Below are 21,313 nucleotides of genomic sequence, written 5' to 3' on the forward strand. Positions count from 1 at the left end.
CTTCAACTCCGCTTGATTGTAAAAAACCTACACCTGTGAGCCTCGGAGATCCCCCGCACCCCTGCACCTACTTCAGGTAAATCAGCAAATTAAGTCCGGGGATGGTGCGGGAGAGAGTCCAGAGGAGAAGGGCAATGTAGAGGATGCCGAGACTCCACTGATACCAAACTAGGGTGGTGATCAGTCCTGGTAGGTGTTCGTCGCGTAGGCGGATGTCGTTGAAGCCGAATTTGAGCAGGTTGTTGAGGCTGAAGTCGTAGTAGTTGAGCCAACTCCAGCGGCGTTCCCAAAGGATGGGCATGTAGCGATCACGAAAAAGATCAAACCGGGGTCTTATGGGTAGGCGTCCAATCAGCAAGCGCAACTGGCGCAAGCTCCCGTCTTCGACAAAGTAACTTTGCTCTACTGCTTTGCGGTCGCCACCAAGCTGATAAAGCCGCATCGTTAGCATCAGGGGGATAGGGATAAGAATGACCGCTAGACAAGCCAGGGTGAACCACGGCTGCTGGCTATTGCGTAAGATGCTGGTAATGCCCACACTGGTTACTGCCAGGTAACTACTGAGCATGTAAACGCTTTCTAGATACGGAGGGACAAGGGGTGATTGGGGTCGCCAGCGGTCGATAAACCAGAACAACAAGCCAAAAAGAGCGATCGCGCAACACCCTACCCCAAACACCAGCTCAAAACTGGTACCATAGGCGCTCAACAGCAACAGCAAACTCAATCCCAACCAATGCACAGCATTCTTCGCCCAGTTCAGGGGCGGTATTTCTCTGGGTCGAGTAACCAGCAAGCTTTGCCCCAGTTGCTCTTGCCGTAAGCGTTCCATTGTGTATTCCACCTGATTGGCATCGGGAATCTGCTCCATTTCCCGGAAATTCCGCACCAGGTTCCGCAAGACATCTTCATTGCCTTGCAAAACGGGGACAGAAAGTACTCGACCAATTTGCCCCGTGTTGCCAAAAATTTTTGCTTGGTCGGAGTCAAAAGTCATCCCCGCCACATTCAAAAAGGCAGCTTCGGTAAAGCGCGCGTTGCTAAAGTCGATTTGGTCGAGTAGGCTGACATCGCGTAATAGCACAGGCTGCTTGAAGCGGCTTTCCCGAAACGTTGTAGACTTTTCAAAAGTTGCGTCCGTCAGCAAAAGTGCCTGTGAGAAGAGATTATTGCTCAGCAGGGAACGGTCATGCCAGATAACTTGCGAAAAATCAGCCTTTTGCAGCCATTTAGTGCGGGTCAAATTGGCCAGTTGGTCAAACTCTGCGCCACTAAAATTGCTATTTGACTTAAAGGTGCTGCCGGAAAAATTGGCACTACCGAGAAAATGTGCTTTCTTAAAGCCCACTTTCCCAAAAAAGGTACTGCTACCAAAATTGACATCTCGCCCAAAGGTCGCCCCAGTAAATTCGGCTGAACGGCTAAAGCGCGTATCTGACCAATCTCCCTCTTGAACAAAAGTGACATCAGAGGCTTCGACGCGCTGCAAAAAGAATGTATTGGCAAAATTTACCGCTCCCCCAAAGCGTGTCTCTACCAGTTTGAGGGGACCGCGAAAGATCGTGACGGGGGTGTCTTGCTCAGAGAGTTCAAAGATAAAGCGCTGATCCCGCTGCAACTGTTCTCGTTCAGGCTGTGTTAACAGAGGGGGTAAGGTGGGGGCGGAAAGTGGCGATCGCAAACCCAATTTACTCGCTACAAATTCCCCTTGAATCAAAGACTGACTCAAATCCAAACCTAAGGGAGTCTTAGAGCGGTTAATTTGAGTTTGCACTTGGCTATAGAAGCGATCGCGAAACTCCACATTCTCACTCGTCAAGTCGATAACGAACTGCCGCAAGTCGAGCGTCAAAACACCGTCACTTTGAATCGGTGACTCAAAACGTTCTTGTAGCAACTCCCAAGTCAAAGGAGTGCGTTCTGGCGAAGTAGTTGCTGCCCAAACAGGTGCAGGAAGCAACATCAGAAACAGCATCAGGCATAAACAGCAAATCTGTTTCCACATCTAGTCAATGGTCAGGACAATTTTGCCTGTTGTTGAGCCACTTGCCAATGCCTGATGAGCCAAGGCGGCATCTTCCAAAGCGAAAGTTTGACTGAGATGAATTTGCAACTTTCCCCGCTCAATCCAATCGGCACACTGTTCTAAAATCTCCGCTTGATGTCTTTGAGCATCAGTTAACCCCTCCAACATCGGAGTTAGCATCAGCTCTAGACTGGTGCGGATATTACGCAACCTAGCGATTTTCCAATTGATGTCAGCCGGATCGGGTTCCAAAATTGTCACCATATCCCCATAAACCCGAATCGCTGGGAAGGTGTCGTAAAACGTTGCTCCCCCTACGGTGTCAAAGGCCAGGTCTACACCTTCTCCCTGAGTCCAATCCAGCGCTGCTGTAGCGAAATCTGTATCCTTGTAAAAGATAGGATGATCAGCCCCCAGTTGACGGACAAATCTGGCTTTTTCCGAGGAACTCACAGTTGTACAAACCTCAGCCCCCTTCAGTTTTGCTAACTGAATCGCCACATGACCAACGCCACCTGCACCCCCATGAATCAACACCCGTTGTCCCGCTTCTAGGCGTCCTCGGTCGTAGAGGGCTTCCCAAGCTGTAATCAGTACTAAAGGTGCTGCTGCGGCTTCGGCAAACGACAGAGAAGTCGGTTTACGAGCGACAAATTGTTCCTCAACAACCGTCAACTGAGCATAATTGCCTGTGCGAGATTTGCCCAACCCGCCAGCACAAAAATACACCTCATCCCCAACTTTGAAGCGTTGAACTCCTGAACCAACGCCTTCTACAACCCCCGCACCGTCACAGCCTAAAATTGCTGGCATGTCATTTGGGTAAAAGGTGCCGCGTTGCCGTAGCTTTGTGTCAATTGGGTTGACCCCAGCGGCATGAAGACGCACCAAAATTTCAGTGTCATTTTCAATTTTTAGGTCGGAAACATCTTGCACCTGCAAGACTTCTGGCTTTCCCGCCTCTGTCATCAAAACTGCTTTCATTGAGGATTTCGCTAAACTGACAATCTTTAAATAGTCTCGTCTAGATAGTGATCAGTGGCAAACAAAAGATCAAATGTAGTGCTGCGTCTATCGCTTGTTGTGTTGGCGTGCGGACTAAAGACAAGGCGTTGAGCAGGATGGGCTTGAATACCCCGTCTGTTGCTGTGGGCAATTTGTACCTGGGATGAGCAAAGACGTAGATTATGCATCTGCTTCTGCCCACATTACGGCTTGCCGCTTGGCGTTGATGTTTTTGATGTGCTTTTTGACGGTGTTGAGGGAGATGTACAGCTTGGTAGCAATCTCTTTGTAGGAGTATTTAGCGTGGCGAAGCGCCCACACTTCTGCTTCACGGCTAGTGAAGCCGTACTTTTTGATGTCAGAAGCGGCTTGATCCTGGAGGGATTGACCGTAATCTTCTAGGGTGATCAGTAGGTAGGGACGATCGCCATCTACTAAATCAAACCAACGCACTCGTAAGCGTAGGGTTGTGTCGCGATCGCTAACGATTTCTGACTCTAGTACCAGTTGTTCTTCTGGGAACAAATCACGGCTTTCGATCAAGGACTGACACACCTGCCAAATGGCTTCGGGGATCTGACGACGTGAAGAGTTCTCCTGAAATTGCTGGCAAAAATACCGCCCTCGGTGATTGGTATGAACTAACTCTCCCTCTGTGCTGACAATCAAAACACCGTCAGCTAATCCTTCTAGCACCGCCTGGAAGAAGTCAAGCTTTGAGGCTGCGGGTGGTTGATGCTGATAGTACTGTTGGGGAAAAGATAGCGCTGATTGGTTAATAACAGCAGAGGTAAGAACAGACATCACTAACTCCTTAAAAATTCCTCTTCAAAAGCCGAATCGTTAGTGTGCGATTTAGCTTCTAGAGTCATTCTGTTTGCTCTTATGAGGAAGCAGCAATGAGGATAAGGCAGGCTGGCGCAGTTTTACCTAATCGGCACAAGTAGGGTGAACTGGTCTGAAGTAAGGTGAAGTTTTTAGTTTTTTAAAGCATCTCAGTACATTTACGTAACGTCGCCATTTATTTTTGTAGAGCTAGTTAAGAACCGCGACGAAATGACTATTGAATGCAAATAATAGGTCTAGTTAATTATGTCTTGGAACCAATGTGCGCTCAATCCAGAAAGGCTCGATGAGTGGTTCCCCCTTGAACAACAACGCGATTATGTCTCAATGCTAGTCGGTCGAATTGGGTTTACTCGTCGTCGGGCGGAGTATTTTGTCCGCTTATGGGCATATCTAGCGCTAAAACAGCAGCAAGCATCAGGAGAGAAGCTAAAGCAACCGCTGGCTCGGCTCAGCTTACCAGAGGGTTTTATTCCCTGCACCCATCGCGAAGCTGCAGAACTTTTCTATGCTCAACAAGATAGAGGAAGCGATCGCGCGGCGGGAATGATGCTCGATAAGTTAGTCGCCTTAGGGTTATTAGCAAAGCAATTTGACGGTAATACCATTTGCTTGCAAATCAAAGCCCCCGCCAATCTGATCGAACCTCCCACCAAAAAACCCTCACCGCAGTTTTACACCAACAGCTTTAACCCGAAAACAGATACGATTCCCGTGGCAAGTTTCCTGGCGAGTAACTACAACTGGATGAGTAACAACAGCGCCGCCGTGCAATATCGCATTACTTGCTGGCTGCGTCAGTGGGCAAAACTCTATCCCCAGGGAATGCGCGTTTTGCGTCGCTGTGACACCCAGAACGCTGTCGGGTTTTACATTCTCTACCCCACAGCCCAGGAGTCGGAAGAAAACTTCTTTTTGCCTCCCAAAAAGAGCTTGCATCTGAGTGCAGCAACTGAAATTGACCCGATTCAAGTAGCTCCACCGGGTGACTTGAACTGTCATGCTGTGTTTGTCCGGAGCTGGATGATTGATGCTCCCTACATGCAACCACCGCAAGTTTGCCAATTGTTGGAAGATACCCAGCAAACCCTGATGCAAATGCTGGAAGATTTTCCTAACTTGTGTGACTTCTATGTGTTGGTGATCCATCCCAGTTACGAAGAATTGGCGAGTACTTTGGGTTTTCAAAAAATCGGTCAAGATCCATCACTAGCGGTGTACTGGATGTATATACCAGTGGAGCGATATTTGCAGTTGGATGTTCAGCAGGCGGTATCGCAGTTAGAATTTCACCCTACGGCTGCTAGTTCTTGGTGTAGTAAAAGTTGATTAGCTTTTGAGGATGGCAAAACCGCGATCGCTATCCCATAGGTTGTTCAAACTGCTGTCATTGAGTACATTAACTACCTATTTGTATAGTCACAGTCCCCTCAAACTTTGGCAGTACCCATTATTAGTAATCTCTTGAGAAGCTAGGGACTTGCGGCGGCGGTTCCAGTTCCTGCCTTTGAAAGCCTCGCCTTACAAAGGAGAACTGGGGGTAAGTCTTATACTAGTTACAGCAAAGGGAGTTACTAAGTTATGAGTTATGACTACGATTTATTTGTAATTGGTGGCGGTTCGGGTGGTATTGCCTCCGCCAGACGAGCAGCAGAATATGGTGCCAAAGTCGGAGTTGCTGAATATAGCCGTTTAGGGGGAACTTGCGTCAATCGCGGCTGTATTCCTAAAAAACTGATGGTTTATGCTTCCCATTTCCCTGATTTATTTAAAGATGCTCAGGGTTACGGCTGGAGTGCCGTCAATAGCACCTTGGACTGGAAAGCGATGACTTCCGTCATTAACAAGGAATTGGAACGCCTGAACGATGTATACGACCGGATGCTGGATAAAGCTAACGTCGATTTGTTTCGCAGCTATGCCAAGTTTGTCGATCCTCATACTCTAGAAGTGGGCGATCGCAAAATTACCGCTGACAAAATTATGATTGCTGTTGGTGGTCATCCGGTGATGCCAGATATCCCAGGAATTGAACACGCCATCATCTCTGATGCGATGTTTCAGTTGCAGGAGCAACCGCAGCGGATCGCCATCATTGGCGGCGGCTACATTGGTGTAGAATTTGCCTGCATTATGAACGGCTTAGGCTCCGAGGTGACGTTGGTTATCCGGCGAGACTTGATTTTGGCAGGATTTGATGACGATTTGCGGTCTTCCATTCAAGATGGGATGCAACAGCATGGGATCAATATTCTCAGTGGCTCTGAAGCGACAGGAATTGAAAAGACCCCAGAAGGGCTGAAGCTGATGATCGGTGAAAATCGCTCTGTCCTCGCCGATGTAGTGCTTGCGGCTACAGGTCGTCAACCCAATCTCACTAACTTGGGGCTAGAGAATGCGGGAGTAGAAATTCAACCGTTTTCAAACTTATCTGTAGTTATTCCTCCATCCACCCCAGAGAAGGGTTATGGCGAAGCTTGCGAGTCTATTGATCAACATGCGATCGCTGTTGATGAATATAGTCGTACCAGCCAAGAGCATATTTATGCAGTTGGCGATTGCACTAACCGCATCAATCTCACGCCTGTAGCAATTCAGGAAGGTCGAGCGTTTTCGGATACGGTGTTTGGCGGTAATTCCCGAAAAATGAGTTATGAAAATGTGCCAAGTGCCGTTTTTTCAACTCCAGAAGGCGCAAGCGTTGGTTTGACTGAAGCGGAAGCCCGGAAGCAATGGGGTGAAGCGGTGAAGTGCTATCGTGCCAAATTTAAGCCAACCTACTACAGTCTCGCCAATCGCGATGAGCGGACGATGGTGAAGTTAGTCGTTGAAGAGGGTAGCGGGAAAGTGGTTGGTGCTCATATGGCTGGCGAAAACGCCGCCGAAGTGATTCAAGGAATTGCGATCGCGATTAAGATGGGAGCCACCAAGAAAGACTTTGACTCTACTGTAGGGATTCATCCCACCATCGCTGAAGAGTTTGTGACGTTGCGCTAAACCCACCATGGGCGCGATGCAAAGAACGCTCTCGGTGTTGGATTCAGTTTGGTTGAATACCTGAGGCAAAATCCTCCCACAAAACAAGGGAACGAACAGATTAAATTTGTTCGTTCCCTTAACTGTTTTTGGAACAGCGCTCAGTTCCCGGAGGATAGATTCTACTTAGATTTCAACTATAGCAATCGCCACATAGGTTAGGACATTCCTGATTCTCTAAAAGCAAGTGCTGGTTGAATCTTAAACTCACCGACTCACCGACTTTGCTATACCACTAGTTTTTGGATGTTGAGACAAATCCTAGAGTCAAGCTGTCATGAGCCAGGAAGTGACCAATGTGGTAGGCTCTTTCTTCAGTTTTGATCAGGATTGTTTCGTAAAGGTAGCGAGTAGCGCGATCGCCTAAACTTTCCGCTTGTCCAGCTTGACGACGAATTAGCTGAATAATTGCTTGTTCCGCCCCTAAATCGTGCTCTAGCATCTGACGAGCTGGGAAAACACCATCCGCTTCTTGCTCCCAGCAGCATAATTCAGCCAACTTGGTAAAACTCGCCGCCGGAACGCCACCCAGCCCATCTAAGCGTTCGCCAATTTCATGAACATGCTCTTGCACTTGTTCGTAGCTTTCGCTAAAGAATTCGTGTAGGGAATAAAATTCTGAGCCTTCAACAACAAAATGATGTTTTTGGTATTGCAGGTAGAGTGCTTGGAAACTGGCGAGTACGGCGTTTAAACCTTCACAAACTGGGGCGGTAACCGTGTGCTCCAGCAGGATGGGATTATCATAAACTTCGCCGAAATTCCGTAATAAACCCTGAGTTTCAGCCATGGTTGTGTTCCTCTCATTAAGCAGCAATTATTGCTACCCGTAAGTCTAGCACTCCCATCACTATTCAGCACAAAATAAACCTCAACCCTTGTCGAGGTCGTCAATTAGACGGCTGCCGTTCTCATTAGGAACACTCAGCTTTTGAGATTTTCTTCAGATTTTGTTCCGGTTTAGTTGAGAATTGTTGGCATTTAGTTTATATCTATTGTAGTGAGTCAGGCTTCTTGAAGGCAGAGGATAGGATTGTGGTTCCAAACTCTTCTGTAACATCACCGCCATCACTAATGATAGATAATTGCATCTTTTGAGGCAAATGAATCCATCCAGCTTCCAATCTGAAACCAAACAAACGATCGAAGTGGACTGGGTAGACCGCTGGCAAGTCTACCGACGCCTGCAAGAACTCTCTATTTCCTGTCAATGTGGTTCAAATCAGCCGTTAACTGTCCAAATTGACGATGTCAAAACGGCGGTGCAAGTTTGGAGCGTTGTCAGACAGATAACCGTACCCCGTTGGGGGCTAGTGGGCTGGTTGGAACGCTGCTGGTGTGACTAATAATCCCTACCAAATTGACCGTTATTTATTCACTCATCCTTAAAACCTGTTACCGCTCATGACCAAACCAGCAACTCTACATTTAGAGGGCATCACCAAACACTTCTCTCAAATGGCATCCCCCGCCGTGGCTGATGTAACGCTGACGCTAAATCAAGGAGAATTGTTGGCATTACTAGGCCCCTCTGGCTGTGGTAAAACCACCCTCTTACGAATCGTTGCGGGGTTTGAACGACCGGAATCAGGAACAGTGAAGTTAGGAGAACGAATCGTTGCTAGCCCCGATCGCTGGGTAGCGCCAGAACAGCGCGATACGGGCATGGTTTTTCAAGACTACGCCTTGTTTCCCCATTTAGACGTTGCAGAAAATGTTGCCTTTGGTCTCAAAAAGCGGCAAAGTCGGGAGAATAGCGCCTCGATCAAAGAACGAACCACAGAAGCGATCGCCTTAGTGGGATTAACAGGATTAGAAAAACGCTATCCCCACGAACTCTCTGGTGGGCAACAACAGCGAGTTGCCCTCGCCCGCGCCTTGGCACCTCAACCCAGCTTGATTCTCTTGGATGAACCCTTGAGTAATCTGGATGTGCAAGTGCGTCTGCGGCTGCGCCAAGAAGTGCGAAGCATCCTCAAGGAAATTGGCACCTCCGCGATCTTTGTTACCCACGATCAGGAAGAAGCTCTCGCCATCTCCGACAAAGTTGGCGTTATGCACAAAGGCTATCTGGAACAGTTGGGCACCCCGGAAGAACTTTACACCGAACCCGCGTCCCGCTTTGTGGCAAAGTTCGTTACGCAAGCGAATTTCCTCCCCGCCCGTCGTCAAGGGCGGTTTTGGGAAACAGAAATCGGTTGCTTTGATGCCCTCGATTCCTGGACGGCTAAAAACCAAATTGCCACAGCCGAGAACGCTGAAAAAGCGGAATTGATGCTACGCGCAGAAAGCATCAGTCTCTACCCAGATGATACTTCTCAGGTGGTGATCCAAGACCGACAGTTTCTCGGTCGCGAGTACCAGTATCAGCTACGGACGCCTTCTGGACGCCAATTACAGGCTCGAACGACAACGGAGACGAGGCTGCCAATTGGAGCGCGGGTGCAACTATCGATTGCCAATAACGCCCTGCGAGTGTTCCCGATGGATTCCTCAACATTAAGCGATGCCCAATCCTCCGCTCTCTCAGTTTCTTAAAATACGGATGGTGTCCCAACACCTGGGTTTGGGGGGCAGAGGTGATGGTAGTTCCCTCGTCGTCTTTGTTAAACAGCACTCCTATATCTGCCTATTTACCGCGTTAGCCAAACTGACTGGAACATCTTGCCAGCGATCGCCTTCAACAGGTGCTGAACCAGTGGCAAAGCGCCAACGGCATCAAGTGCAGTCAAGCCATAGGATGTTGGGTAGAAGAGGGCACGAGTAGGAGCGACAAAATTATGAGTTTTTATGATTTGATTGTTCAGGGTGGCCCTGTGATGTGGCCACTTTTAGGACTTTCCATCATTACCCTTGCCTGTGCGCTGGAGCGGGGCTGGTTTTGGTATCAGTTATTAAGTCGGGAAGACCAAATTGCTCACGAGGTTTTGGCAGCAGCACAGGTCGATCTCAGCTCATCCGCCGCGATCGCCTCCCAGGCTCAAGACCTTCCTATTGGTCGCTTTTTACTTGCCCCCCTCAAACTGCGGCAACCCACACCAGAAACCTTTCGTCTGGCAATGGAAGCCGCAGGCGACAAAGAATTTGTCAAAATGCGCCGAGGTGAGAAGCTCCTGGAAACTATCGTCGCTATTTCACCCCTATTAGGACTTCTAGGGACAGTTACAGGATTGATTGCCACCTTTTCCAGTCTGCAAATCGGCAGTACCACCGGAACGGATGCCACCAAAGCCGCCGCCGGGATCGGGGAAGCTCTGATTACAACTGCCACGGGTATGGTAGTAGCAATTCTGGCGCTGATCTTTTTCAGACTCTTCATCACCCTGCAAGCGCAGCAAGTTGACTATTTTTCTGAAGTTGGCAGTGAGTTAGAACTGATCTATCGCCAAGTCTGGTACGAACCCAAACAGGATCAGTAAATTATTCAGACTCCGAGCCGGGTGTAGAGTCACCCGCTAGGGCAATGCAATCAATTTCAACTAGGGCATCTTTGGGTAAACGAGCCACCTGTACGCAAGCCCGCGCCGGAGCTGTCGCACTATCAAAGTACCGAGAATAAACCTGGTTCATCGCCGCAAAATCATTCAAATCCGTGAGAAAAACGCTAGTTTTCACCACATCCCCAAACTTAGCACCCGCTGCGGCGAGCACAGCCTCTAGATTTGCCATTACCTGCTCGGTTTGTCGAGCAATATCGCCTGTACCAACAAGCTCACCCGTTGCCGGATCGAGGGCAATTTGACCTGCCGCAAAAATCATCTGACCGCTAGCGGCGATCGCCTGGTTATAGGGGCCTACAGGTGCTGGTGCATTCCCAGTCCGGATAACTTTTCGCGTCATTAACTTCAACTCAAAAATAATAAGTAAATACGGGAGAATCAATCAAACTAAAGGAATCTGTGCTTTCAGGGCACTTGAGAACTTATCTTAATTTAAAAAGAGGGGCTTTCACTTTTCGTCTTTTATTATTCCTGCTTTCTGGTCATTAATTGTCAGGTTAACGGGAAAAGTGACTGTGAAAACTGAGCCTTCTCCCAGGGTAGAAGTTAAAGTTATTTCACCCTTTAAAAGGTTAGTTAACCGAGAAACAATAGCTAGCCCTAGTCCGGTACTCCCGGCTCTGGCTTGCTTAGATCCGGCGAAAGGCTGCGAAAAAGGCTCAAAAATATATTTTTGAGCTTCTGGGGCAATTCCAATTCCCGTATCGCGAACTGTGATGAGCCAATTTTGGTCGGGTAGGGTGGCGCAGTGAACTTTAATAGAGCCTGTATCGGTATAACGAACCGCATTACTAAGAAGATTGGTGACAATTTGTTGCAATCGAAAAGCGTCGGTCATAACTTCGCCTGGAGCTTCTTGGAAATCTACTTCTATGTGTAAATTTTTTTCCTGAGCTAGCGGTTCGATCATCTCGACGGCGCTTTTAATAATAGGAACAACCGCTATAGAAGCAAGGCGCAGCTCAATTTTTCCAGCATCGTAACGGGATAATTCTAGACAATCATTCACCAGACGCAGTAACTGGCGGCTTGAGCGCAGCAAGCGTTCGATATGGGTGCTACTTTTAGGAGCTTCTGAGGTATTTTTTTGCTGCTGACGCAACAGCAACTCAGAATAACCCATGATTGAGTTTAGCGGTGTTTTTAGCTCATGAGCGAGGTAGGAGAAGCTCTCTTGGTTGCCCCGGAGTAAGCGCGTGAGTTCTTGATTAGTCAGTTTTAGTTGGTTTTGAACATGATTAAGTTCTTGAGTTTGCTCTTCCACAAATTGATTGAAGCACATAGCGATCGCTTCATCAATCACAGCATTAATTAGGAAAAAAGTACGAGTTTGGACTTGATTTTCATCTTTGATAAAGTCTGGTTCTAAAGCAGAAAAAATAACCTGCCGAAGTAAACTATATTCGCGGGCAATCTCGGCGGCGTTGTATCCTTGTGCTGCTCGCAGCCGACCATGCTCTAGACTTGCCTTGGCAATCACCTCAAAATCATCATCATCTGAGGAATCAAGTGCCGTTACCATGCTTTTAAGAAGCTCAGGCATCGAGTTTCCTAAAGCAGTGTCGGGCAAATCTTTTGAGCTTTGAATTTTCCGGTCTTTACGAACCTTTTCCTTCCATTCTTTAAAGATAAAATCAGCTTTTTCAGCAAGAACTTTGCTAGGAGTTACCATAGATTTAAAAATAAGTGTTTCTCCGAAGTGGTTACTACTCAGAACGATGTTGCTCCGACTCAGATTCTATCTCTGATTCTGAAGTATTTTTAAGGGGGTTTACAACCCGTGCGATCGCTTCTTGAACAAATACCTTGATAAACTCATCTTTACGATTTAGTTGAAACTGTTGCTGTACCACTTCCGCCATTCCGCCATCTCCCCAATCTTGATCGTGGCGGAAGTATTCAATAAAACTTCTCCCAGCAATTCGTGTTAGATAGGCAGCCGTCACGCCTTGGATGGCTTTGCCAATTAAATAGGTAGCGATGTTGAGCTGCAACGCTGTAGTTAAAAGCTGAATTGCCCCTTTAACAATTCCCAAACTAGCAAGGGTCTTACCCAAAGAAAGCGCTAATTCTCTCCCGCGCTCCATATTTAGGTCGCAGCCGTAGATTTTACCAATTTCCACGACCATCTGAGCATTCACCGCCACCGTTGCCAGTAAGTCCACTACAGGTAAGGGCGTAACAGAAATTACCCCCGCCCCAATCCACTGAAAGCGCTCAACGACTTTCTCCGCCTGTCGCCGACGCTGCCCGTCCAATAAGTACCGTGCTTCTTCCCCTAAGCGCTGAGATTGCAGCAAAATGTTATCGGCAACCAAATCTTCCCCTTCTGAGCGCAGAACTGCTGCCAGTCTACGGATTAGGGGCATTACCTCAGGGTCAGGTTGAAGAGTTTCCCCTGTTTCCAGTTTGGCAGGTCGGGGGTTAGCGGCGATCGCCACCACATCTGAGGCAGCAATAAAACTCCCTACCCGCTGCCGCAACCGTGCCAAGATCGTTTCTTTATCAGTGTCAGTGTAGAGGTCAGTTTTGTTCAAAACCAAAAGACTGCGCTTGCCAATCTCTGCTAACCGACGCAACGGTTCATATTCCGACTGCCGCAGGTCATTATCTACCACAAAAAGCAGCAAATCCGCTTTCGTTGCCAGCTGCCGTGCCATTTGTTCGCGCTCCGTTCCGGCTACCCCGGCTTCTAAAATCCCTGGAGTATCAGTCACCAAAATCTCGCGATTTAGCCCCTTGAGTTGCAAGCTATAGGTTTCCCCCACCGCCGTTGTTCCCATCGGCGCACCTACCTGTCCCACCATCCGCCCAATCAAGGCATTCACCAGGGAAGTTTTCCCGGCGGAACCTGTGCCAAATACTACCACCCGTAGTTCCCCACGGGACAAAATCGACTCAATTTCCCGCGAACGGCTGAGTAACGCCTGTCGTGCTACTTGATCTTGAATCTGCGTCACCTGTCGCCGTATTGCTTTTAGGGTTTCTTCTGCTGCCTCGGTTTTCTCGACAGGTACCTTCGGTGTTTGCCGCCGCCGTGATGATCTTGGGGAACGCCTAAATAGCCCTAGGTAGTAAATAAATGCCCAGATCAAAATTCCTAGCAGGACAATCAGCAATAACACCAACACATAGGCAAGCAGTGGTGCTGTAAAGGAAATCTGCCAATAGAGCTGATAGATAGAGTTAATCAGCCACAGCATTAGCCCTAGAATCAGGCTAATTCCTAAAACGAGCGTCAACAAACGTGACAGAGGCATGTAAAGATGGGGGCTTTTTGTTCACATTTTAGGTCAGTTGCCCATTGTCTGTTTTCAACACCCCCTTTTGCCTCATCTTCCTAAGGATTAGCTTTGTTGCCCAACTTTCTGCTGCTGGCTAGAGGTAAGCTCGTGGAGGGGTGTGAGATATTCAACAGCAGTAAGTAAGCAATAAAAAACTATGGGACTCTTCGATCAGATTTTAGGCGCAATTGATAACCCCTCTCAGCAAGCTAGTTCTAGCCAACTGGGTAGCATCCTCAGTACGGTTCAAATGTTAAGTAATAATTCCCACACCGACCCCTCGACAGTGCAGTCGCTAATGTCAATTGTCGGTAAATATGCTCGCAATTCGTTACAGCAAAAGCGATCGCATGAGGGCGGTCAGCAGGCGCAATCTTTTGTTAACCAGTACAGCGGCACTCAGCCCAGCACCCAAGCTGTCCAGTCACTGTTTAGCACCCCTCAACTCCAGCAACTCGTTCAAGAAGGAACATCCAGAACTGGGCTAAACGCTGGAACGATACAATCGATGTTGCCCGTTTTGGTACCGTTGGTGCTGAATTTCTTGCAGACTGGAGCCAGTACCCAAAATCCCCAAGGGTCAAATTCTGTTTTGGATTCCTTCTTGGATGCCAATGGTGATGGTGAGGTAGATATTGCTGACGCGATGCAGTTAGCAGGACGCTATCTCAAACGCTGATTTTTAACAGTTGAATATCCAATAGGGGCATAAAACTTTATGCCCCTATTGGGATAGAGACCATTTACCAACGCGCCTGGGGGCCTGCCCAGATATGATTGACGAACTTACCAAAAACGATCGGTTCTTCATCTGTGGCAATGGCAGTATGACCCTCAAGATTGACCGCCCACACAGGCCAGCGTTCATCTCCTAAATTACCAGCTCGAAAGAGAACCTGATCGGGATTGGTGGGACTCCAACCGAGTAACACAGCATTGGTGTACTGCACCCGATTGGGGGAAATCGTGTTGGTACGATTTTGGTGACGATCCCAGATGACTGCGTAATCTGAGGCATCGGACGTGCTGAACATCCCTTCAAACTGTCGGGCTAAAATGCGATCGCTACTTTGTGACCAGGAGACAGGAATCAAAATTGCGATCGTCCCTGGCATATCTCCCTCTTCAGTCGTGTCTAGGGGATTATCTGCCAGGGGTGAAGCCGCAGTAATGGTATGTAAGTCTCCCGTGTGCAAGTTTTCCAGAAACATGACGCTACTTACACGGCTGCGATACAGTTCCGGTTGCGACTGCATCTTAATTCGGCTGTAAGCTGCGTACTGACCATCAGGAGAAATTAAAGACTCAGAACGGTAGTAGCGCGAACCAGAACTTGCACTAGCACTAAGTTCAGCATGGGTCGCCATCACCCAATTCCAGGGAATGGGATGAGGACTATCAAGCGGATCGATCTGCACTGAGGGTTGATTCATATCGGGGACAGCTTCAGGCACTTCAAGGGACGATGGGGAAGATGGCACCGTTGACGAAGTTGCGTCCATAGATGACAAGCTCGTTGATTCACCGTGAACTGACGAGCTAGAAGCTATGAGCGTTGCAGCGACAAGAAGGAGTAAGTAGGCTTGGGTAGCATACCATCCTGAGAAGAATCTTCGTTTGAACATTGATTGGCTGGCGGTGAGGTTGCTAGACGGCATTCCTTGTGTGAGGAGCAACGCTCAAGAAAGTAGATTCCTTATGTTATGTATAACAAGTTAAGAATCCTTCAACTTACTCTTTTACGAAAATTATCAAGTCAGTTGAAGCTCACTGATGCTAGTCTTCAGTCAATCAAGGGTTCAGTTTCTGACGATCCCATCTCAAAATCTTGGATCGGCTGTACTCAGTTATCTTTATTATCTTTCTATTGTCTGGATGAAATTCAGGAAAAGCGGTGACCCAATCTGCACGCACAACCCCCAATCCCTCCTCTGGCAAGCCAAAAAGTAGACCTCCTTGGATACTCGTTTTAATTTTCCGGCTGCTACTCCTGGGTGTAGGGAGTGGACTCGCGATTATTTTGGGCATTTTGATTGCGAACTTCTACCCCCACCCAAATCCCAGTAAGCCTTTAATACTCAGGCTGCCAGAACGTTTTAGCAATGAAGCTCCTGTTGACTCAACCCTAGTCAATGCCCCCCCTGGTGAGACAAGTAGCTCGCTCCCGCCCCTGACGCCCGTACAACGACAGCAGTTGCAAACCGAACTCAACCAGTTACAGTCGCGATTAAAGGCATTAAGCGATCGCACCACCACCTTAGAAAACCAACTTGACACCAATCGCCAAGAAGCCACCAATCGCTCCATCGAGGAACGGCTGCAAAGCGTTTCCCTACAGTTGCAAGGCCTTACCACAACTAGCAACAACAATCCCAGCGCTACTAACACAACCTCTGAGTCCGACACCGTCCTCAAAGTAACGCTTCCTAACGACGTTTTATTTAAAGAAAACAGCGTTTTACGCCCCGAAGCTGGCTTGATTTTAGACAAAATCGTCGCCGACATCCGCAACGTTGAAAACAGCACCATCCGGATTGCTGCCCATACTGATAGCGAAGACCCTCAAAATAGCCGAGAATTGTCCTTTCGCCGTGCCAAAGCGGTTGAACAGTACTTAGCCCGCGCCTTAGGTCAAGGATACCGCTGGGTCGTCATTGGCTACGGTCAAACTCGTCCTATCGTTCCCAACGACACCAGCGCCAACCAACAACGTAACCGCCGCATCGAAATTGCAGTTGCCAATTAATCATTGCTAATGGAACATGGTTCATAAATTAAACCCTTGTTTGCGATGAACATCTTCCCGATCGCTAATCCCTAATCGCCAGTTCGCCAATCACGATGAAAGTAATCTTCTTTGGCACCCCGCAATTTGCCGTGCCGACCTTGGAACGCTTGTTAGAGCATCCAGATATGGACGTTCTCGGCATTGTTACCCAACCGGATAAGCGTCGAGGACGCGGAAACAAGCTCACTCCCTCCCCAGTAAAAGGCATTGCCCTAGCGCATCAACTCCCTATTTGGCAGCCACGACGGATAAAAAAAGATCCCCAAACCATTGCTCAACTGCAACAAGCCAAAGCAGATGTCTTCGTTGTCGTCGCCTATGGACAAATCCTCTCTCAAGAGATTCTCGATATCCCACCATTCGGATGCATCAATGTCCACGGCTCAATTTTGCCCAAGTATCGAGGCGCTGCCCCAATTCAGTGGTGTCTCTACAACGGCGAGACCCAAACAGGCATCACGACAATGCGGATGGATGCGGGGATGGATACAGGAGCAATGCTGCTCAAAGCCTATACACCAATAAATTTGTTGGATAATGCTCATGATTTAGCGCAAAGGCTGACAACCTTGGGAGCTGACTTGTTAATCGATACTCTCTTGAAGTTAGAGCGCCAGGATATTCAACCAATTCCGCAAGCTGATACCGCAGCCACCTACGCACCGTTGATTAACAAGCCAGATTATTGTCTCGATTGGTCGCGCTCCGCTCTGGAGTTACACAATCAGGTGAGAGGATTTTTCCCCAACTGTGTCACCTCCTTTCGAGGTCAAACGCTCAAAGTCATTGCAACAGCCCCTCTCGTAGGCTCCCCTTATTGGTCGCAGTTACCCCAAGACTTGCAAAGCCTGGAGCCTGAGGTTGCCTCTGTGTCTGATAGTTCGGCAAGCCCAGCAACAGTGGTCAGCCTGGCTAAAGGGATAGGCCCGATTGTGCAAACGGGAGAAGGGCTGTTGCTCTTACGCGAGGTACAGCTAGCAGGTAAACGAGTTCAAAATGGTTGGGATTTTGTGAATGGGATGCGCGTAGCTGTAGGAGAGACATTGGAGAGTATTGAGTATTGAACCTCAGCAATTAGCGAATCACCAACCCCTGATCGAGATTTCCCTGAAAACTCAAGACTCATCAACTGAGATTTGTTCATATAGCCGACATTCAGCACAGGGCCCTTCTGGATTCACGGCACAGCGAAGGATTTCTGAACGAGCATTAAATCGACAACTAGCATCTCCAATAACCCAGCGCCCTTCGATTATGCTTTTTTCCGTTGGTTGTTGAGCAGACTGCACGTATAGAGCAATTTTTTGTAATCGGTAACGTCCTGACTTTAATTGATAACGGTGGCGACGCTCTAAAACGGCATAAGTTTGACCCTTCAGTTCTAGATAGTGACCGGGTTGAGGAGTCCAATCAAGTTGGACTTTGCCGAGGGTCTGACGCGGATGCGTCAAAATCACCTCTGTCGGTAAAGAGTCTGGCTCCATAACTGACTTCAATGTAATGCTGACTACCTTTGGATGGTATCGCACTCATAGCCTGACACTCTTTTACTTCATCTTCAAGAGAGATTTTTCTTTAGTCAGCGAGTAGTTGAGTCCTGGCTAGGGGTGCCGGGGTGCCGGGGTGCCGGGGTGCCGGGGAGCAGGCTTCGACGTAAGCTCAGCCGAACGGGGTGCAGGGGTGCAGGGGTGCAGGGGTGCAGGGGTGCAGAGGAGAATGTTTTACCTCTTACCCTTCATACTTCATATTTCATACTTCATACTTTCTTCCCTACTCAGGACTCAGGACTCAGAACTCCGTTCTTCCTCGCTCTCCCAAGTCGAGACAGAGCGCAAGACGGCGGGTATTTCTGGTTGGGAAAGGGGAAACTCTAGTATTGTCTCGCTGAGTCCCAGATAGCCAGATTCAGCAAAAGCCAGTAGCATTCGCGTCATGGCTAGCCATACTTCTTTTTCGTATTCCCAATCCCGATAACGGGGAGCTTGACCTGCAATAGAGCGCAATGCCCAAAAGTAACTATTTCGGACTACAGAGCCGCCTTTTTTAAACTCTGGTACGTCTTGGTTATTGAGGAAAATAACGTCGTTCTCGATTCTGGCTCTCATCCCATCCCATCTTCACTCTTAAGCCTTTCTATCCAATTGTGACATGCTCCTAGAAGGCTGATTCAGGATGAAAGGGCGAAGTATCCGGATATAAAAATGTTGAATTTAACTGCCAAATTGACCGCCCGAAGGTTTTGCGTCCCTACAGCATCTTTTGACTTGGGGGTAAAGCATAGCTGAATGTAACTGACTTGAATGGAGAATCGTTGTTGATGGCAAGCCTGAGCAAGGTTTGCCACATGCAGGTTGACTAATTCTTTAGGGAGAAGTTGTTAATCTGGAATCAACACACACAATGGGATACTCCAAGGGCACAGCAATGAGTAGCCAGGAAACCAAAGCGATCGCTCGTGAATTTAAAACGCAACTCAAGATTTTAGGCGGATTTGTTGCAGTCTTTTGGATTTTGGAAATTATTGATATTGTAGTGCTTCAGCGATCGCTGGACATATTTGGTATCATCCCTCGCAACGTTATTGGGTTACGGGGTATCCTGTTTGCTCCGTTTCTCCATGCCAGTTTTGCTCACCTAATCGCTAATACTGTTCCCTTTGTCACTCTCGGCTGGCTTGTCATGCTGCGAGAAACCAAGGACTTTTTTATCGTGACGATCATCTCAGCCATTGTTGGAGGGCTGGGTGTTTGGCTATTTGGCGCAAGTGGCGTCCATATTGGCGTAAGTGGGGTGGTTTTTGGTTACTTGGGTTTTCTCCTCCTACGCGGCTATTTTGAGCGTAATTTCTCCTCCATTTTGCTTTCTCTTGTGGTAGGCGTATTCTACGGAGGGCTAATCTGGGGAGTCTTACCGTTACAGCGAGGGATTTCCTGGGAAGGGCATTTGTGTGGCTTCCTCGGCGGTGTCCTAGCCGCACGCCTTTTGTCGCGACCTAAGCGTCAGTTGTAAGCTTTCATAACGCTCCATTGTCAGCCTTTGAGATGTGGAGAGTCAGTCAATAGTTCATCAAATTAAAAATGCCAAAAAAGCAGAAGTTTCCCCATTTGGTTGGTTCAAAATGGACAGCCCAGCAAAAAACATGGGGATGGCGACACTTTCAAGCGGTTAATCGCAAGAATGAGGGGAAATGGGTCTTTGCCGAAATGGTTGCTTCCTGCGATCCCAAGGTTCGGTTCTGGCTTAATGCCAATCAGCTCAAAGATGGGGCGTTGTGGCAAGCAGGCTGGCAAACTTTAGAAGAAATGGCACAAAACGAAGGTGTTGCCCAGATTCAGTATGAGGAGTGAAGTATGAAAGATGAAGGGTGAAGTATGAAGGATGAATGAGATTATTGGTTCTCCTCATCTCCCGTTCGGCTGAGCGTTCGACTGAGCGCTCACGCCGAAGTCTCACGTCGAAGCCTGCTCCCCCACTCCCCCGCTCCCCATCTCCCCTACTTAGGACTCACAGACTCACCGACTCAGGACTAACAAATGCCTCGTTTAGCTACGCAAATTGAAGCAATTCTTTATCTCAAAGGTCAGCCCCTCTCAATTCCGGCGATCGCTGAATATGGGGGGTGCAGTCGTGAAGAGGCTGAAGATGCCTTAATTGAACTAATGACAGATTATTCGCGTCGAGATAGTGCCCTGGAAGTTGTAGAGACACCTGCTGGCTATAGCTTACAACTGCGGGCAACATTTCAGGACTTGATGCAGAATTTACTGCCATCTGAATTGGGTATAGGTGCCTTACGGACATTAGCGGCGATCGCGCTTCATAACACCATCACCCAATCTGACTTAGTCAATCTGCGGGGAAGCGGTGCCTATCAGCATGTACAGGAACTTGTCACTCAGGGGTTTATCCGCCGACGCCGCCCGACTGAAGGGCGTTCCTACCTGTTACAAGTGACAGAAAAATTCCATCAACATTTTGAAATCGACCAACTTGTGCCACAAAAGTCTGAGTCTTGACCCCACACCAGCCAAGGCTTCCCAGCAACTAATTTTTATCGCAAATTTCTCTCTAAAGAAATAGAACTTATTTGTTCAGGTAGACGCGGGCTTTGAGCGCAATCGTTTAGAGTAGAAACTAAGAAGTCAAACCTCAACAATTTTAATGGTGTTTAATTCTGACTTTCTCAGCTCCGACCCAGAAGAAGATCAATCTAATCAGCTTCTGAAATATCTTCAGCACCAGCCGCCAGAAGTTTTGGCGCGGGTTGCTAAATCAGCGAGTCCTGAGATTCAACAAATCATTTCTCAAAATGTTCAAGGACTGGTAGGGATGCTGCCCTCGGAGCATTTCAATGTGCAAATTACCACTGACCGGGAAAATCTAGCCGGGTTGCTAGCAAGCGCTATGATGACTGGCTATTTCTTGCGTCAAATGGAACAACGGATGCAATTAGAAGGCACGTTAGTAGACTCAGTATCCATGCATCGCCAGCCCCGTTCTGGTGAAAACTCTACTAGTTCTCCTAAACCAAAAGACCAGTAAACCTCTAACTTGCTCACCCCCTACCCAGCCGATTTAACCGATTGCGGGGGAAGCTTGTAGCTGCAATCAAGAGCTTCTGCCTAAATATTCTGGAGACCGGGAACTCCCTATAAAAAAGCCATGCTGGGATATGTCCAGTTCCTCTGAGTCAGGAAGCATCAACATGGGGACTTTGAGCCAGTTCCCCTATTTTTCAAGGGAGGCTAGGGGGAATCTCCATGATGCCAAGTCATCTCGTCTAAGTACGTAAACCGTAGATAAAAAAGCAGGGAATGTAGCGTTTCCC

At 48.2% G+C, this 21,313-nt stretch carries 24 protein-coding genes; 13 read left to right on the forward strand and 11 right to left on the reverse strand.

The genetic code is table 11. The features are described from left to right. Positions 1-67: 67 nt before the first annotated feature. Genes AC5JR3_RS08125 through AC5JR3_RS08140 form a run of 4 tightly spaced genes read right to left on the reverse strand, consistent with a single transcriptional unit; the run spans position 68 to position 3,835 of the window. Positions 68-2,005, reverse strand: a complete 1,938-nt coding sequence (locus tag AC5JR3_RS08125) for a pentapeptide repeat-containing protein (RefSeq protein ID WP_495844776.1) — start codon at positions 2,003-2,005, stop codon at positions 68-70. Next, complete coding sequence (locus tag AC5JR3_RS08130; protein ID WP_495844777.1) at positions 2,006-3,010, reverse strand: zinc-dependent alcohol dehydrogenase family protein; 1,005 nt, start codon at positions 3,008-3,010, stop codon at positions 2,006-2,008. It lies immediately after the preceding gene. A gap of 26 nt (positions 3,011-3,036) precedes the next feature. Then, the gene (locus tag AC5JR3_RS08135) at positions 3,037-3,219 is read right to left on the reverse strand and encodes a hypothetical protein (RefSeq protein ID WP_495844779.1); all 183 of its coding nucleotides are present in this window, start codon (positions 3,217-3,219) and stop codon (positions 3,037-3,039) included. Further along, complete coding sequence (locus tag AC5JR3_RS08140; RefSeq protein ID WP_495844781.1) at positions 3,212-3,835, reverse strand: helix-turn-helix transcriptional regulator; 624 nt, start codon at positions 3,833-3,835, stop codon at positions 3,212-3,214. Before AC5JR3_RS08140 ends, AC5JR3_RS08135 begins: the two co-directional genes overlap by 8 nt. A 288-nt stretch (positions 3,836-4,123) precedes the next feature. Between AC5JR3_RS08140 and AC5JR3_RS08145 the strand changes: the two genes are divergently transcribed. Both AC5JR3_RS08145 and gor read left to right on the forward strand, forming a co-directional pair. Next, entirely contained in the window at positions 4,124-5,206 is a 1,083-nt protein-coding gene (locus AC5JR3_RS08145) for a hypothetical protein (RefSeq protein ID WP_495844783.1), read from the forward strand. A 252-nt stretch (positions 5,207-5,458) separates the two neighbouring features. Beyond that, positions 5,459-6,874, forward strand: coding sequence for a glutathione-disulfide reductase (gor, locus tag AC5JR3_RS08150; protein ID WP_495844785.1), 1,416 nt, complete (start codon positions 5,459-5,461; stop codon positions 6,872-6,874). A 274-nt stretch (positions 6,875-7,148) separates the two neighbouring features. Here gor and dpsA read toward each other — a convergent pair whose 3' ends face one another. After that, a complete protein-coding gene (dpsA, locus tag AC5JR3_RS08155; RefSeq protein WP_495844787.1) occupies positions 7,149-7,703 on the reverse strand; it encodes a DNA starvation/stress protection protein DpsA in 555 nt (184 codons plus the stop codon). 313 nt (positions 7,704-8,016) lie between these two features. Between dpsA and AC5JR3_RS08160 the strand changes: the two genes are divergently transcribed. From AC5JR3_RS08160 to AC5JR3_RS08175, 4 genes are read left to right on the forward strand one after another with little or no spacing between them, the layout of a single operon-like run. Further along, a complete protein-coding gene (locus tag AC5JR3_RS08160) occupies positions 8,017-8,259 on the forward strand; it encodes an Asr1405/Asl0597 family protein (protein WP_495844788.1) in 243 nt (80 codons plus the stop codon). A gap of 58 nt (positions 8,260-8,317) precedes the next feature. Further along, positions 8,318-9,451, forward strand: a complete 1,134-nt coding sequence (locus AC5JR3_RS08165) for an ABC transporter ATP-binding protein (protein WP_495844790.1) — start codon at positions 8,318-8,320, stop codon at positions 9,449-9,451. Then, positions 9,420-9,680, forward strand: coding sequence for a hypothetical protein (locus AC5JR3_RS08170; protein ID WP_495844791.1), 261 nt, complete (start codon positions 9,420-9,422; stop codon positions 9,678-9,680). The genes AC5JR3_RS08165 and AC5JR3_RS08170 overlap by 32 nt, the downstream gene beginning before the upstream one ends. A gap of 13 nt (positions 9,681-9,693) precedes the next feature. Next, positions 9,694-10,332 (forward strand): MotA/TolQ/ExbB proton channel family protein, encoded by a 639-nt coding sequence (locus tag AC5JR3_RS08175; RefSeq protein WP_495844793.1) that lies wholly within the window; start codon positions 9,694-9,696, stop codon positions 10,330-10,332. Position 10,333: 1 nt separating this feature from the next. Here AC5JR3_RS08175 and AC5JR3_RS08180 read toward each other — a convergent pair whose 3' ends face one another. The 3 genes from AC5JR3_RS08180 to AC5JR3_RS08190 form a co-directional block, all read right to left on the reverse strand. After that, positions 10,334-10,753, reverse strand: a complete 420-nt coding sequence (locus AC5JR3_RS08180; protein ID WP_495844795.1) for a RidA family protein — start codon at positions 10,751-10,753, stop codon at positions 10,334-10,336. 108 nt (positions 10,754-10,861) lie between these two features. Next, positions 10,862-12,085 carry a sensor histidine kinase gene (locus tag AC5JR3_RS08185; protein WP_495844797.1) on the reverse strand — a complete coding sequence of 408 codons (1,224 nt, stop codon included), beginning with the start codon at positions 12,083-12,085 and terminating at the stop codon, positions 10,862-10,864. 34 nt (positions 12,086-12,119) lie between these two features. Beyond that, a complete protein-coding gene (locus tag AC5JR3_RS08190; RefSeq protein ID WP_495844798.1) occupies positions 12,120-13,673 on the reverse strand; it encodes a YcjF family protein in 1,554 nt (517 codons plus the stop codon). A gap of 181 nt (positions 13,674-13,854) precedes the next feature. Here AC5JR3_RS08190 and AC5JR3_RS08195 point away from each other — a divergent pair, with 181 nt between their 5' ends. Further along, entirely contained in the window at positions 13,855-14,376 is a 522-nt protein-coding gene (locus AC5JR3_RS08195) for a DUF937 domain-containing protein (RefSeq protein WP_495844800.1), read from the forward strand. A 64-nt stretch (positions 14,377-14,440) separates the two neighbouring features. On the opposite strand, the gene AC5JR3_RS08200 is transcribed toward AC5JR3_RS08195, so the two are convergent. Next, on the reverse strand, positions 14,441-15,199 hold the full coding sequence (locus AC5JR3_RS08200) for a hypothetical protein (protein WP_495844802.1): 759 nt from the start codon (positions 15,197-15,199) through the stop codon (positions 14,441-14,443). A gap of 392 nt (positions 15,200-15,591) precedes the next feature. Here AC5JR3_RS08200 and AC5JR3_RS08205 point away from each other — a divergent pair, with 392 nt between their 5' ends. Beyond that, positions 15,592-16,443 carry an OmpA family protein gene (locus tag AC5JR3_RS08205; RefSeq protein WP_495844804.1) on the forward strand — a complete coding sequence of 284 codons (852 nt, stop codon included), beginning with the start codon at positions 15,592-15,594 and terminating at the stop codon, positions 16,441-16,443. Between the two features lie 95 nt (positions 16,444-16,538). Continuing rightward, positions 16,539-17,549 (forward strand): methionyl-tRNA formyltransferase, encoded by a 1,011-nt coding sequence (gene fmt / locus AC5JR3_RS08210; protein WP_495844807.1) that lies wholly within the window; start codon positions 16,539-16,541, stop codon positions 17,547-17,549. Between the two features lie 51 nt (positions 17,550-17,600). On the opposite strand, the gene AC5JR3_RS08215 is transcribed toward fmt, so the two are convergent. Together AC5JR3_RS08215 and AC5JR3_RS08220 are read right to left on the reverse strand one after the other, a co-directional pair. Then, entirely contained in the window at positions 17,601-17,969 is a 369-nt protein-coding gene (locus AC5JR3_RS08215; RefSeq protein WP_495844808.1) for a DUF6464 family protein, read from the reverse strand. Positions 17,970-18,266: 297 nt separating this feature from the next. Beyond that, complete coding sequence (locus AC5JR3_RS08220) at positions 18,267-18,590, reverse strand: hypothetical protein (protein ID WP_495844810.1); 324 nt, start codon at positions 18,588-18,590, stop codon at positions 18,267-18,269. Positions 18,591-18,885: 295 nt separating this feature from the next. Here AC5JR3_RS08220 and AC5JR3_RS08225 point away from each other — a divergent pair, with 295 nt between their 5' ends. The 4 genes from AC5JR3_RS08225 (at position 18,886) to AC5JR3_RS08240 (ending at position 21,027) form a co-directional block, all read left to right on the forward strand. Next, positions 18,886-19,494: a rhomboid family intramembrane serine protease gene (locus tag AC5JR3_RS08225; RefSeq protein ID WP_495844811.1), complete on the forward strand. Its 609-nt coding sequence runs from the start codon at positions 18,886-18,888 to the stop codon at positions 19,492-19,494. Positions 19,495-19,562: 68 nt separating this feature from the next. After that, complete coding sequence (locus AC5JR3_RS08230; RefSeq protein WP_495844814.1) at positions 19,563-19,832, forward strand: TIGR02450 family Trp-rich protein; 270 nt, start codon at positions 19,563-19,565, stop codon at positions 19,830-19,832. A 186-nt stretch (positions 19,833-20,018) separates the two neighbouring features. Then, complete coding sequence (gene scpB / locus AC5JR3_RS08235) at positions 20,019-20,501, forward strand: SMC-Scp complex subunit ScpB (RefSeq protein ID WP_495844816.1); 483 nt, start codon at positions 20,019-20,021, stop codon at positions 20,499-20,501. A 145-nt stretch (positions 20,502-20,646) separates the two neighbouring features. Beyond that, positions 20,647-21,027 carry a DUF760 domain-containing protein gene (locus AC5JR3_RS08240; protein WP_495844818.1) on the forward strand — a complete coding sequence of 127 codons (381 nt, stop codon included), beginning with the start codon at positions 20,647-20,649 and terminating at the stop codon, positions 21,025-21,027. Positions 21,028-21,313 lie beyond the last annotated feature (286 nt).

It is taken from the genome of Kastovskya adunca, assembly GCF_059505785.1.